The organism is Nocardia wallacei, assembly GCF_029868745.1.
GTDB classification, from domain to species: domain Bacteria; phylum Actinomycetota; class Actinomycetes; order Mycobacteriales; family Mycobacteriaceae; genus Nocardia; species Nocardia wallacei_B.
Map to the genome: position 1 here is coordinate 1 of NZ_JARWOP010000233.1, position 13,541 is coordinate 13,541.

Consider the following 13,541-nt stretch of genomic DNA (forward strand, 5'->3'; position numbering starts at 1 on the left):
ACCAGCATGCGTTCATCGAGGTCGAGACGCCGACCATGACGCGGTCGACCCCCGAGGGCGCGCGCGACTTCGAGGTCCCGGCCCGCCTGCAGCCCGGCAAGTTCTACGCGCTGCCGCAGAGCCCGCAGCTGTTCCCGCTGGGTCCACGGCAGCAGGGCGGTGGCGCGGACTTTGCCCTCACTCATCCGGCCACCCGGGGGCACGGGCGCGCTCGTACCGGCGGGGTCGCGGCCGCCTCCGAGACGCGCCCGCGGGTGTCGGCCGGGCCACCGCCGTCAGCTCGCCCTCGCGGCGTAGGCCTCGGCGTACTCCTTGCGGGACGTGGTCGAGGTGTCGACATCCTTCGCCTGGGCGCGCAGCGCGCCGACCGTCGCCTGTTCCTTCGGGATGTGCGCGAACGGGTCCCAGTTCAGGAAGCGGCAGGCGTTCTCCCAGGTGATCTTGTTGATATCGGCGTCACTGGCCCCGGCCGCCTGCAGCTCCTCGAGCACGAATTCCGGCGCGTTCGGCCAGATCGAATCCGAGTGCGGGTAGTCGCATTCCCACGCGATGTTCTCGATGCCGATGTCGTGGCGCATCTTCAGCGAGGTGCGGTCGGTGACGTAGCAGGCGATGGTGTGCTCCCGGAACACCTCGCTGGGCATCTTGCCGCCGAAGTCGCGGCGCAGCCACTTCTGGTTGGTGTAGTGCCGGTCGGAGCGGTCCAGGAAGAACGGGATCCAGCCGACGCCGCCCTCGGAGAAGGCGACCTTGAGCTTCGGGTAGGTGCGGAACGCCGGGCCCCACAGCAGATCCTGGGCCGCGATCAGCGACACGCTCGGCGCCAGCACCATGAGGTTGTCGATCGGTGCGTTGGGCGCCAGGTTCAGCACCCGGAAACCCTGGCCGATATGCAGATTCATCACCGTGCCGTGGTCGGACAGCGCGGCCAGCACCGGGCCCCAGTAGTCCATGTCGTGGTAGCTGGGCAGGCCGTCGAGGTGCGGCAGCTCCGGCATCGACACCGAATGGCAGCCCTTCTCCGCGACCCGCGCGATCTCGGCGACCGCCAGCTTCGGATCCCACAGCGGCAGAATCGACAGCGGAATGAACCGGCCGGGATACGCGCCCGCCCAGTCCTCGATGTGCCAGTCGTTGTAGGCCTGGATCATCGCGACGGTGATCTCGTCCTTGAAGTAGGCCAGGTGCCCCGCGCTGAATCCGGCGAAGGTGGGGAAGCACATCGAGGTGAGGATGCCGTTGGCGTTCATGTCGCGGATACGCTCGTGCACGTCGTACACGCCGGGCCGCATCTCCGCGTAGCCCGCCGGGTCGTAGCCCCATTCCTCCGGCGGCCACGACACCACGGCGTTGAGGCCGGTGACCCCGGTCGGCCGGTCCCGGTAGACCCAGCGGTCGATGCCCTTCTCGTCCACGACGACCTTGGGCGCCAGATCCGCCCACTTCTTCGGGACATGGCCGTCGAACATGTGGATCGGCTCGACCACATGGTCGTCGATACTTACCAGGATCATGTCGTCGATGTTCACGGGACTCCTCGCTGTTCGTGCGGAATGTCGTACGGGTCGACCCCGAGCGTGGCGCGAGATTTTCAATCTCCACCTACGAGAATGATACTCTCGCATCTGGCGTAGACGATACACTCAGGGTCCTGCCGAGGGCAGGGAATCCGGCGACGCGGGTGCTCGCCGGTTCATCGCCGCCCGGGTGGCGCGGTCGCGACGCTGTCGGAGAAGCCCGTCTCCAGCGCGCGCAGGGCGGTATCGAGATACTCGGTGAGATCGGCGTCGGCGCGCTGGACCCAGCTGTCGTAGGCGGCGCGGCACACCGCCAGGGTCGCCCGGCCGACCGCGAGGCAGTACAGCGAGTCCGCCGGACGTCCGGTGCGCCGGGCGGCGAAGTCGCTGATCGCCCGCTCCCATGCGTGGTAATGCACCGCCGCGCTGGCGATCAGATCCGGGACCGAGCTGAGCAGGATCATGCGCATCCGCAGTTCGGGCACGTCGGCGGTCTGATATCGGTTGGCCGCCAGCACGGCGCGGCGGATGGCGGCGAGCAGGCCGAGATCCGCCGGCGCGCGGTCGAGTTGGGCGCGGATCGCGCCGACCTCCGTATCGAAGCGGTGCCACAGCACCGCGGCCTTCGAGTCGAAGTAGCGGAAGAACGTGCGCCGGCTGACGCCCGCGATCGCGGCGATCTGTTCGACGGTCGTCTCCTCGAAGCCCTGCGTCGTGAACAGCCGCAGCGCGACGAGCTCCAGTTCGCGGCGACTGGTGCCGCGGGGGCGGCCCGATCTTGTTTCTGACACGCAATGACATTATCGTAAATGGAGAACAGCATTTCCATTTCGTCACTGTGTGACGAAAGCGCACATCCGGGGAGTCCTCATGATCGACGACGCTGTGGAGACGGAGCACGATTCGGTACGCGACGCGGGGTCGTACCGGGCCGGAATCCGGTGTGCGGCACCGCTGTCGCGCGAGGTGCTGTCATGAACGGCCCGCGGTATCGGTTGGCCGACCTGACCTGGACGGAGATCCGGGATCGCGCGGCCGCCGGCGCCTTGCTGGCCGTTCCGGTCGGCGCCACGGCACCGCACGGGCCACATCTACCGGTATCCGCCGACACCGACGTCGCGGGCGCGCTGTGCGAGCGTTTGGCGCGGTCGCGCACCGACGTGCTGGTCGCGCCGCCCGTCGCCTATGGGTGTGGCGATGCGGTCGGCGCGCTGTCCATCGGGCAGTCGGCGCTGGAGCTGGTACTCACCGAGCTGGGGCGCAGCGCCTGCGAGACATTCGAGCGGGTGCTGCTGGTTTCGACGCATCACGGTAGCGCCGAACCGGTGGCCCGCGCCGTCGACCGGTTGCGGGCCGAGTCGCGCGACGTGCGGGCCTTCGCCCCGTACTGGAACGGTGATCCGCACGCCGGACGCACCGAGACGGCGTTGATGCTCGCCGTCCGTCCCCTGGCGGTCCGGGACTACCGGGCGGTGACGGGTGGTGCTCGCCGGGCGCCGGAACCGGTGCCGCCGTTGCGTTCCTGCGGCGTGCGCGCGATCAGCGACGCGGGCGTCCTCGGCGACCCGGCCGGTGCGACCGGAGCGGAGGGCGGCGTCCTCGCCGAGGCGTTGGTGCGGGCGCTGGCGGAGCGGATCGAGCGGTGGCACGAGACGGCGGCGGCATGAGGGCGATCCGGGCCGGAAGCGGGGTGGCGTCGTGGCGCGGGCTCGACACGTAGCGAATTCCACCGGGCATCGCCGGGTCGCCGTGGTGACCGGCGCGGCCCGGGGGATCGGCGCGGCCACCGTTTTGGCGCTGGCCGATCGCGGGTGGTCGGTGCTGGCGGTCGACGTGGCCGCCGACGATTCGGTGCTGCCGTACGCGATGGGGACCAAACAGGAACTGCTCGCGGTCGCCACCGAGGCGGGCGGCCGGGTCAACCGGGTCGGCGCGGTGCGGCCGTTCGTGGCCGATGTCCGCGACGCCGACGCGCTGCGCGCCGCCGTGGCGGAGGCGGTGGACGCCTGGGGCGGGCTGGACGCGGCGATCGCCGCCGCCGGTGTGATCGCCGGGGGAGTGCCCCTGTGGGACATGCCGATCGAGCAGGAGCGTGCGGTGCTCGACGTCTGCCTGGGCGGTGTGACGAACCTGGCGCGCGCGGCCGTCCCGGCCCTGCTGGACCGCCCCGCCCCGCGATCGGGGCGATTCCTGGCCGTGGCGTCGGCCGCCGCGACGAAGGGGTTGCCGCAGCTGGCGGCCTACTGTGCGGCCAAAGCCGGTGTGGCGGGGCTGATCCGGGCGCTGGGCGCGGAACTAGGCGGCACCGGAGTCACGGCGAACGCGGTCAGTCCCGGCTCCACCGACACCGCGATCCTGGACGAGACCGCCCGCCTCTACGGCTTCTCCGATCCCGGGCGTTTCGGTGGGCAGCAGCCGGTGGGCAGGCTGCTCGAACCGGGCGAGATCGCCGCGGTGCTGGCCTTCCTCGCCGGGGCCGACAACAGCGCGATGACCGGCGCGGTGATCCCCGTCGACGGCGGGCTCGCCCTATGACCGACTGGTGAACTCGACGACCGGGAAGACCTAGGAGACAGGAGTTCTCATGGCGGGGCTGCCGCTGCTGCCCGGATTCGGTGAGCCGCTGCGCTATTCGGCCGAGGACGCGGCGGCGGCCGTCGGTATCCCGCTGGTGCAGGCCCGTCAGTACTGGCGGGCGCTCGGCTACCCGACGACCGGCGACACCGCGGTGGCGTTCGGCGCCTCGGACGTGCAACTGCTGCGCACCATCAGCGGCTACGTCTCGGAAAACGTCATGACCGAAGCGGATACGCTGCGCCTGACCCGGGTGCTGACGCGGGCGATCGCGCATTTGGCGCACCTGCAGGTGGAGATCCTGGCCAGCCAGCAGGCGCGGGCTCGGGCCGGCGGGATCGACGTGGTGGAGCAGATGATGCACCGGATGCCCGAGGTGCAGCGGGTGCTCGGGCAGATCTGGGTACGCCAATTGGCCGGCGCCATACGGGCTTTCGAGGCGGACGCCGATGCCGATCCGGGGGCGGCGGTGGCGGTGGGGTTCGCCGATATCGTCGATTTCACCGAGTTGAGCAGGCATCGCACCGACAGCGAACTGACCCGCATCGTCGGCCGCTTCGAATTCCGTTCCACCCAGGTGATTTTCGAGTCGGGCGGCAGCGTGGTGAAGACGCTGGGCGACGAGGTGCTGTTCACCGCGCACGACGCGGCTGCGGTGGCGGACATCGCGACTCGGCTGATCGCGCAGTTCGCCGCCGACCGCGACATTCCCGGGCTGCGGGTCGGGGTGGCGCTGGGACCGGTGATCCGGTATCTGGGCGACATCTTCGGCGTCACGGTCAATCTCGCCAGCCGCCTGACGACGCTGGCCGATCCCGACACGGTGCTGGCGGCGCCCGCGGTCGCCGAGGCGCTGGCCGCGCATCCGGGCTTCCACCTGAAACCCCTGCCGGACACCGTGATTCGCGGCATCGGGACGGTGGCGCCGGTGCTGGTCGAACGGCAATGAGAGACAGCGAGAGGCGAATGGCCGAATTCTTCTTGTTCATACCGCAGATCCGGATGCCGATGGCCGACATCGTGGAGCGCGCGCAGACCGCGGAGTCGGTCGGGTTCGACGGGGTGGCGTTCATCGATCACCTGGTGGCGCCGGGCGCGGAGCACCAGCCGCTGTGGGAGGCGATGACGGTCGCGAGCTGGGTGGCGGCGCGGACGAACCGGCTGCGGGTCGGGCACCTGGTGCTGTGCGACGCGTTCCGGCATCCCGCGGTGCTCGCCAAGCAGGCGGTGACGCTGCACGAGGCGTCCGGCGGCAGATTCGAGCTCGGGCTCGGGTCCGGTTCGATACCGGCGGAATTGGTCCGGTTCGAGATCACTCGAGCGCGGGCGGCGGAACGCCGAGAGCGGCTCGAGCGCACGCTGGCGTCGTTGCGGCGGTACTGGGGCACGACGGCGGAAGCCCAAGTGCCGCAACCGTCCACGCCGATTCCGCTGGTGCTCGGCGGGACCGGGGCGAAGACGCTGGAGCTGGTCCGGGAGTACGCGACCTGGTGGAATCTGCCCGCGACGGAACTGGGCCGGTTACCCGACCTGCTGCCCTCGATCGGCTCGGCGGGGGCCTCGATTCAGCAGATGATCGGTTTCGTGGGGGCCGGGCAGTCCGCGGCGGAGGTGCGGGCGGTGAGCGAGCGCCGCTTCGGCTATCTCGGCGACGGGCTGCGATGCGGGGACGCCGACGATCTGGTGGAGCATTTCGGTGGTCTGGCGCGGCTCGGCGTGCGGCGTTTCTATGTGTGGTTCGCGGACTTCGCGCCGCCCGCGACACTGGCGGAGTTCGGGGAGTCGGTGGTGCAGGTTCTGCGTGGCGCGGGAGCGCACCCGCGCTGAATGTCTCAGGCTCGGTACACCGGTCGGCCGTCCACGATGGTGGCGGCGATGAGGTCGGTGGTGGGGGTGCCCAGGAGATCGTTCGGTGGTGTGCGCAGCAAGGTCAGGTCCGCGGCTCCGCCGGGTTCGATGGTGCGACGGCGTCCGGGACAGTGTGCCTCCCCGAGGAACAATGCGACGGCCGTGTGGAGCGAAACGCTCTCGGCGTCAGACGGTTTCGCGGGCCGCTCGACGGCGGCGCGGACGACCGCCCACGGATCGGCGGATCCGAAGGGGGCGTCGGTCCCGGCCGCGACGGCGACACCGGCGTCGAGCAGTGACCGCAGCCGCCACAGGTCGGGTTGTTCGTCGGCGGGCACGTCCCGGGCGTACTGGTCGGCGCGCTCGATCGGGAAGTGCGGTTGCGTGATCACCGGTAGCCCGTGGTCCCGCAGCCACGACATCGACTCCGCCGGGATGATCGCGCCGTGCTCGATACGGTCGCCGCGGCGCACTCCGGCGCTGTCCAGCGCGGCCATGGTCACGATCAGCTGTACCCGCGTGACACAGTGCACCGCAACGGATCTGCCCGCCGCGTGCGCGGCGCGGAACTGGTCGGTGAGATCGTCCAGCGGCGGCAGCGCGGTGTCGTCGAGCAGGAATTTGGTGGGGCCCAGCGTGAATCGCGGCTCGGGCGGTCCGGACAGGCCCGGCGGGGCCATGCAGTGCATCCGCTGCACGATGCGCCGGTCGGCGACCAGCTCCGCGAACCCGTCGATATCGGCCTGCCGCAGTGCCGGAGTGGCGTCGGTGAAGCCGGTGATCCCGCGCGCGGCCGCGGCGGCGCTCACTCCGGCCGGGTCGGGTGGCGCCGACCGCAGGCCCTCCGCCAGCCACGCGTCCATTCGCCACAGCCGACCCGTCGCGCGCCCGGCGGCATCGCGTTCCACGCCGGGGAGCGCGCATTCGTCCACGCGCAGTAGTTCGCAGGCACGGGAATTGAGCACCCACAACGCCCCCGACCGATGCTGCACCCGCACCGCGCGGCCGCTCACCATCCGGTCCAGCGCCCACCGGTCCAGCGGCTCGTCGCTCGTTTCGTGATACCCGACGGCCCGAATCCACGTGTGGGCGGCCGCTTCTCGATCGGCCCGGCGCAACCGCTCAGCGAGGTTGCTTGCCGGGGGCTCGTCGAGCCGCACCGATGCCGCGAGCGCCGCCGTAGCCCGCACATGTGTGTGGTGATCGTGCAATCCCGGCAACAGCCACCCACCCCGCGCGTCGATATCCTCCTCGCCCACTTCCGCCCGCAGACCCCGCCCGCAGTCGGTGATGCGCCCCCGAGACCACCGCACATCGGTACACGCGCTCCCGAATACCGTCGCATTGCGAATCAGCATGTCGGCTCGCCCTGCCTCTCGGCCACGAAAGGGACTGCGCGGGAGCGTCTTCCACGTATGGCGCGAATTGAGGCGGCGGTTGCGGGCATGGCTCAGGAGACCGCCTGCGCTGGGATCGGCTGGGGGAGTACGGGTTGCGTGCGGTGGAGGTGGTCGCACTCGACGGCCCATGCGTCGTGGTGGCGTACGAGCCGGTGCGGGCCGTGGGAGAGGGCGGGGGCGGTGGTGAAGGCTGTGGCGGTGGCGCGCATGGACAGGTCGATGAGCAGGCCGCCGCCTGCCTGGACCGCGCCCGCCACGGCCAGGGCGGCGCATATTCCGGAGAGCGGGTCGCCGATGGCATCGGCGCAGAAGACGGGCTCGCCGTCGTGCCACCCGACCAGGCCGCCCGCGACCGCCGCATCGTCGCCGAACGCGACGCGCATCGGGTGGTCGCGGCCGTAGCCGGTGAGGCTCAGCCAGATCTGCCCGGGGCGGTGCGGACGGGAGTCCGGTCCCAGCCCCAATTGCTCCAGTGCGCGTGGTCGGGATGCCTCCAGGACGATGTCGGCGGAGTCGATCAGCGCGGCCACTTCGTCTCGCCCGGAAGGGGTTCGGAAGTCGGCGGATCGGAACTCGTGACCGGCGTGCAGCCATTCGAAGAACTGCGGTGTACTCCGGCTCGCGTCGGGGCGATGGGCGCTCTCCACCTTGATGACCCGCGCACCGGCCCGCCCGAGTAGATGCGCGCACAGCGGTCCCGCCCACAGGGACGACAGATCGACCACCACGCAGTCGTCGAGCCCGCGCCCGGCCACCCGGTCGCTGATGTGCTCGCTTTGCCACGGCGCGCAGCGGTGCGGGGTGGTCGGCAATGCCGCCGCCGGGACACCCAGCAATTGCGCCCGCTCGGCCAATTCCCTTGCGGTCCAGTGGGTCGCGGCCGATTCGAGAGTGACCCAGGGGTCCTCGTGACACGGCTCGCCGACGAGCGCGGGCACCGCCTCGATATCGTCGGGCCGACTCAGCGACACCGCACACCACCCGTCCGCGGTCCGCAACAGCCGCCCGGCCCCACCCGCCGTCCGCCGCCCGGCCCGCCGCAACCCGCGCAAGCCCGCCCGCCCGGAAAGAATCACCCCCGGATCCGGATCCACCCGCCGCCCGATTCGCTCGGTCAGGGCAGCGAATACCCGCGCGACCTCGACCAGCAAACCGTATGCCGGTGCGGGCGACAACACCGGCGGACCGTCCGCCGCACCCGTGAGGTCCATAGCCCCGGACGCCGCCCAGCCCAGCGCCGCACATTCGGCCGGTTCCGCGTCATCTGTCCCCGAAAACCGCGTTCCCCCTTCGGGTCCTGCGCCGGAGGTTGTGGTTCCCAGCGAGCTCAGCCAGCCGCGGACGACGGCGGCGGGAGTGTCGGGCTGGGGAGGCGTGGTCATCGGGGCGTCCTCGACAGCATGCTCAGGTCCGGCGAATCGCTGTGCGGGAGCTCGGTTTCGGTGAGACGGTCGACCAATCCCCACTCGAGTGCGGTCCGGGCGGACATGGGCTCGCCGGTGAGCATGAGCCAGGCCGCGCGCCAGCGGCCGATTCGGCGGGGGACACCGACCGTGCCACCGGCGCCCGGGACCAGGCCCATGCTCAGTTCCGGGAATTGGAAGTAGGTGTCGGGGGCGGCGATCACGGTTCCGGCGAAGGAAGCCATCTCGGCGCCGGCGCCGATGCAGGCGCCGTGCACGCGGGCGGTCAGCCGACCGGCGATGCGGTCCATCACCGCCCACGGCGCTCGGTCCAACCGGACCAGATATGCGGCGACAAGATCGGTGGCGGTACCGAATTCATCGAGGTCTCCACCGCTGCAGAAGGCCGGACCGGCACCGGACAGCTCGACCGACTCGATGGCCGGGTCGGCATCGGCGACCGCCAGCGCCGCCAGCAGCTCCTCCCGCATCCGGGCGTTCAGGGCATTGCGGCGTCGGGGCCGGTCCAGCGTGACAGACAGCGTGGCACCGTCCCGGTGCACGCGCACCGGTTCCCCGCCCGGGGTGGGATCCGCTCGCGCCGGACCTCTTTCGGCAAGCCAGCGGGCGAATTCGCTGCCCCCCAGCAACATCGAGTACGCCGCCGCCTCCGCGGCCAGCGCGGGCGTCGTCGGGAGCGCCGCGGTCTGCCGCAGCAGCTGCCCGCAGGCGATCGCGGCGCGCGGGGCGTGGTCCACGGCGCGGCGCAAGGTATCCAGGGCCGCACCGACATCCGGGACGGTGACCACCTGCTGCCAGCGTTCGGAGACCGGCTGATCGACGAGGGTCAGGGTGGAGGCGCTGAGCAGCGGCCGCAACTGTGGCGGCGGCGGCTCGCGCAACACCGTCACCACCAACGGCACGGCGCGTTCCGCCACCGCCGCCAGCCGCACCGCCTCGGCCGTGGACAGGTCGTGCGGACGCCGCGGCTCCAGCACCACGAGTGGCTCGCCGGGCTGCCCGTCGGGTCCGAGGTCGATACCGGTGAGGTCGATCATGGGCGCACATTCCGCGCGCGGCCGGGCCGGCGCGAGCACGGGATCCGTGGGTAACGGCGGGTTTCGGACCCCGTGCGCGCCCTGCTGCGGCGCCGATCGCGGCGACCCGGTTGGGGTTGCACTGGAATGGCCGCCGGCGACCGCCCCGTGGGGGCTACCACAGCTGGTCCTTCATCGCCCGCGTGGTCGCGGGCGGCAGGCGGCGGGTCCACAGGTGATAGGGCATGTCCACATCATAATGAGATCCTCCTTACCTGGCTGCGAGAATGATATTCTCTCAACCGATGCATGGCAATGCCGACAGTTGCGGGAGCGGCGGGCCGGAAGGAGTGGCGTCGATGCCGACAGGGAGCGCGCGGGCCGACATGGTGGCCGTGCTGCGGGAGGAATTGCGGGTCCAGGCGACCCGTACTGTGGTGTTCCATTCCGCGGTCGCCGCGCGACTGGGTATCACGGTCACCGATCTGTCGTGCCTGAATCTGTTACGGATGCGGGGTCCGCTGACGCCGGGCGAGCTTGCGGACCTGCTGGGGATCGCGCGCGGTGGCGCCATCACCACCGTTGTCGACCGCCTGGAACGCGCGGGTTACGTGCGCCGCAACCGGGACGCGCAGGATCGGCGGCGGGTCCGGGTGGAACCGGTGGCGGTGCGGGCGGAGGTGGCGGTGGCGCCGCTGTACGGGGAGCTGACCGCCCTCGGTGACAGCCTGCCCGACGACGACGAGACGCTGGCGGCGCTGGTGAGCTTCGTGCGGGACTACAACGCCGCGCTCGCCCGGGCGACCGGCCGGGTGTCCGAGGCCGACGCGGTATGAACCGAATCGGTCGTAAATAGGCTCTCCGGATGAGAGAATGTTATTCTCGTCCGGGTTGCATGTGAGGCTGCGAAGGAAGGGAGGCCGCGATGCTCTTCGAGTTCGACGCCGACCAGCGACTGTTGCGCGACACGGTGCGCGAGGTGACCGCCAGGGAGTGTCCGCCCGCGCTGATCAGGGACGTCGTCGACAAGGAGGTCGAACCAGGCACGCTGTGGCAGACCTATGTCGACGTCGGCTGGACCGAACTGGCCGATCCGGCGCTGTCGGTCGAACTGGGCATCGTGTTCGAAGGCCTCGGCCGCGCCACCGATCCCACCCCGTTCCTGGCGACGATGTCGCAGTTCGCGCCGCTGGCCGGGGAAACGGGCAATATCGAACAACCCGGCGCCGCAGTGTATTCGGGCGTCACCGCGGCCGCCGACGGGTCCGGCTGGCGGTTGGACGGCACGGCACGGCACGTGCTGGACGGAGATCGGGCGCAGCGGCTGGCCGTGGTCACGGAGGCTGGTGTGTTCGTGGTGTCCGCCGTAGCCGTCACCGCGACGCGCACTTCGGTGTTCGATCCGGTGCTGCACATCGCCGACGTGGCATTCGACGCGGTGCGAGTCACCGCCGCCGACCGCGTCGAGGTCGACCCCGAGCAGGCTCGCCAGCACGCGCTCACCGGGCTCTCGCTCACCATGGTGGGCGCCTGCCAGCGCATCCTGGACATGGTCCTCGACCACGTGCGCACCCGCCGCCAGTTCGACGCCGCCATCGGATCGTTCCAGGCCGTGCAGCACAAGGCGGCCGATATGCACATCGCCATCGAACGTGCCCGTGCCCTCGGCTATTTCGCCGCGCTGTGCCTGGCGGCCGACGACCCGCGACGGCGACTGGCGGCATCGATGGCCAAGGCCGCGGCGGGCGAATGCCAGTCGACGGTCTTCCGGCACGGCCTGCAGTCGTTCGGCGCCATGGGCTTCACCTGGGAAAACGACCTACAGTTCGCGCTCAAACGGGCCAAGGCCGGTGAGTTGATGCTCGGCGGCGCGGCCCAGCACCGGGCACTGATCGCCGAGGAGTACCGTGCAGCTCACGTTTGATCCCGACGTCGAGGCGTTCCGCGCCGAGTTCGTCGCCTTTCTCACCGAACACCTGCCCGACGCCTCCGAGACCGCCGAGCGTTCGCGCTCCAGTTCCGATGTGCCGCAATGGGCTCGGCGCTGGCAGCGGCTGCTGTTCGACAACGGCTGGCTGCTGCCCGCGAACCCGCCGGAGTTCGGCGGCCGCAACGCCTCGGTGCTGCAGCAGTACGTGCACCTCGAGGAACTGTCCAAGCGGCGGATCTACCACAGCTTCAACCCGCAGGGCGTCGGGATCGTCGCGGCCTCGCTGCTGACCTTCGGCACCGAGGAGCAGAAGCGCCGCTGGGCGGTGCCGATCCTGCGGGCCGAGATCACCGCGTCGCTGGGGATGAGCGAGCCGGGCGCGGGGTCGGACCTGGCGTCGCTGCGGACCCGGGCGGTCCGCGACGGGGACGAATTCGTCGTCGACGGCCAGAAGGTGTGGACGTCCGGGGCGCACGACGCCGACGTGCTGCTGACCTTCGTCCGCACCGATCCGGACGCGCCCAAGCATCGGGGGATCAGTGTGCTGATCATCCCCACCGACCTGCCCGGGGTGACCAGGCGGCCGTTCCCGTCGGTGGCGTCGCCGGACGACCTGGACTTCAACGAGGTCTATTTCGAAGGCGTCCGGGTGCCCGCGGAGAATCTGCTCGGCGAGCTGAACAAGGGCTGGTCGGTGGCCCACGGCTCACTCGGGCACGAGCGCACGATGCTGTGGCTGAGCTACGCCGACCGGCTGGACGATCTGCTGCGCGATTTCCGTCCGCGCGACATCCACGACCGCGACGCCTACGCCCGGCTGGTGATGGACACCGAGGCCTTGCGGCTGCTGGGTTCGGCGGCGCTGTCCCGGGAGGCCCGCGGTGAACAGGACGTCCCGGCCCTGTCGGTACTCAAGGTGCTGGGCTCGGAGGCGATTCAGTCGGCCTCGGAGCAGGCGCTGAATTCCCTGGGGGCCGAGGGGCTCGTGCATCCCGCGCAAAGTTCGGAACCCGGTCCGTGGACCCTGGACCACTACTGGTCCAGCTGGTTCGAGCGCTATATCCGCAGCTTCGCCGGCACCATCGCCGGCGGCACCTCGGAGATTCAGCGCACCATCATTGCCGAGCGGGTGCTCGGCCTGCCACGCGGCTGAGTCGCCGCACGTCACTACGCTCACCCTCGGGACGGACACCATGGCTGCTCACTCTGTCGCCTCGGGCGCAGCGGAACCCGGTGCGCTGCAATCGGTTTCGGGCTGGCGGGCACACGCCCGCGAACATCTGCTGCGCTACCGGCTCGCCGTCGTCGCCACCGACGCCGTCGAGGCCGTGCGGCATGTCGGCGGCTGGGTGTGCGACCGGACGATGGCGGGCTGGGAGGTGACCGTGCTGCTTGCCGACGCCACCGACGCGCGCCCGCTGCAGATCCTCGGCGCCACCGTGCTGGATCTGGAGCGGTCGCTGGCCTCGCCGGTGCACGACACCTGGCCGCACGCCGTCGCGGTCGATCCGGAGATGTTCGTCGCCGACGCGCGGGTGCGCGGCGGCGTGCTGGAATGTCTGGACCACGGCCTCATCGAGGTCGCGCTGTGGGGCGGGAAACTGCCCGCGGAACTCGACGGCAGGCTGGGTGTCGTCGAGCACCGGCTCAGCGGCGCCGCACGGGCTTTCAAGAGCGCGGCTCTGAAGGCGGCGGGCGCTCCCGGCATCGAGATCGGCGACGCCGAGGTGTTCCGGTGCGGGGAATTGCTGCTCACCGGCCTGTGGGGCGGGTCGGACCTGGTCTCGGCGGGCTGAGCGCACCGCTGAATATGTTATTCTCTTTGAAAGAGA

The 13,541-nt window shown here is 70.8% G+C and carries 13 protein-coding genes and 1 pseudogene; 9 read left to right on the forward strand and 5 right to left on the reverse strand.

Annotated elements, in window-relative coordinates:
• Positions 1-134: pseudogene (locus QH470_RS19835) on the forward strand (amino acid--tRNA ligase-related protein); the annotation flags it as partial.
• A 141-nt stretch (positions 135-275) separates the two neighbouring features.
• On the opposite strand, the gene QH470_RS19840 reads toward QH470_RS19835, so the two are convergent.
• On the reverse strand, positions 276-1,529 hold the full coding sequence (locus QH470_RS19840) for an amidohydrolase family protein (protein ID WP_280273887.1): 1,254 nt from the start codon (positions 1,527-1,529) through the stop codon (positions 276-278).
• Between the two features lie 164 nt (positions 1,530-1,693).
• Positions 1,694-2,308, reverse strand: coding sequence for a mycofactocin system transcriptional regulator (gene mftR / locus QH470_RS19845; protein ID WP_280273888.1), 615 nt, complete (start codon positions 2,306-2,308; stop codon positions 1,694-1,696).
• A gap of 183 nt (positions 2,309-2,491) precedes the next feature.
• On the opposite strand from mftR, the gene mftE reads away from it, so the two are divergent.
• From mftE to QH470_RS19865, 4 genes are read left to right on the forward strand one after another with little or no spacing between them, the layout of a single operon-like run.
• A complete protein-coding gene (mftE, locus tag QH470_RS19850) occupies positions 2,492-3,184 on the forward strand; it encodes a mycofactocin biosynthesis peptidyl-dipeptidase MftE (RefSeq protein ID WP_280273889.1) in 693 nt (230 codons plus the stop codon).
• 31 nt (positions 3,185-3,215) lie between these two features.
• Complete coding sequence (locus QH470_RS19855; RefSeq protein ID WP_280273890.1) at positions 3,216-4,052, forward strand: mycofactocin-coupled SDR family oxidoreductase; 837 nt, start codon at positions 3,216-3,218, stop codon at positions 4,050-4,052.
• Between the two features lie 49 nt (positions 4,053-4,101).
• Complete coding sequence (locus QH470_RS19860) at positions 4,102-5,040, forward strand: adenylate/guanylate cyclase domain-containing protein (RefSeq protein ID WP_280273891.1); 939 nt, start codon at positions 4,102-4,104, stop codon at positions 5,038-5,040.
• 17 nt (positions 5,041-5,057) lie between these two features.
• Complete coding sequence (locus QH470_RS19865; RefSeq protein WP_280273892.1) at positions 5,058-5,918, forward strand: LLM class flavin-dependent oxidoreductase; 861 nt, start codon at positions 5,058-5,060, stop codon at positions 5,916-5,918.
• Between the two features lie 5 nt (positions 5,919-5,923).
• On the opposite strand, the gene QH470_RS19870 is transcribed toward QH470_RS19865, so the two are convergent.
• The 3 genes from QH470_RS19870 to QH470_RS19880 form a co-directional block, all read right to left on the reverse strand.
• Positions 5,924-7,297 (reverse strand): amidohydrolase family protein, encoded by a 1,374-nt coding sequence (locus QH470_RS19870; RefSeq protein ID WP_280273893.1) that lies wholly within the window; start codon positions 7,295-7,297, stop codon positions 5,924-5,926.
• 92 nt (positions 7,298-7,389) lie between these two features.
• A complete protein-coding gene (locus QH470_RS19875) occupies positions 7,390-8,721 on the reverse strand; it encodes a CoA transferase (RefSeq protein WP_280273894.1) in 1,332 nt (443 codons plus the stop codon).
• Positions 8,718-9,800 carry an enoyl-CoA hydratase/isomerase family protein gene (locus QH470_RS19880; protein WP_280273895.1) on the reverse strand — a complete coding sequence of 361 codons (1,083 nt, stop codon included), beginning with the start codon at positions 9,798-9,800 and terminating at the stop codon, positions 8,718-8,720. Before QH470_RS19880 ends, QH470_RS19875 begins: the two co-directional genes overlap by 4 nt.
• A gap of 338 nt (positions 9,801-10,138) precedes the next feature.
• Between QH470_RS19880 and QH470_RS19885 the strand changes: the two genes are divergently transcribed.
• The 4 genes from QH470_RS19885 to QH470_RS19900 all read left to right on the forward strand — a co-directional run bounded on the left by QH470_RS19885 (position 10,139) and on the right by QH470_RS19900 (position 13,505).
• A complete protein-coding gene (locus QH470_RS19885) occupies positions 10,139-10,615 on the forward strand; it encodes a MarR family transcriptional regulator (protein WP_280273896.1) in 477 nt (158 codons plus the stop codon).
• A gap of 89 nt (positions 10,616-10,704) precedes the next feature.
• Positions 10,705-11,703: an acyl-CoA dehydrogenase family protein gene (locus tag QH470_RS19890; RefSeq protein WP_280273897.1), complete on the forward strand. Its 999-nt coding sequence runs from the start codon at positions 10,705-10,707 to the stop codon at positions 11,701-11,703.
• The gene (locus QH470_RS19895) at positions 11,687-12,862 is read left to right on the forward strand and encodes an acyl-CoA dehydrogenase family protein (protein ID WP_280273898.1); all 1,176 of its coding nucleotides are present in this window, start codon (positions 11,687-11,689) and stop codon (positions 12,860-12,862) included. Before QH470_RS19890 ends, QH470_RS19895 begins: the two co-directional genes overlap by 17 nt.
• A 130-nt stretch (positions 12,863-12,992) precedes the next feature.
• On the forward strand, positions 12,993-13,505 hold the full coding sequence (locus tag QH470_RS19900) for a hypothetical protein (protein ID WP_425302713.1): 513 nt from the start codon (positions 12,993-12,995) through the stop codon (positions 13,503-13,505).
• The last annotated feature ends 36 nt before the right edge of the window (positions 13,506-13,541 follow it).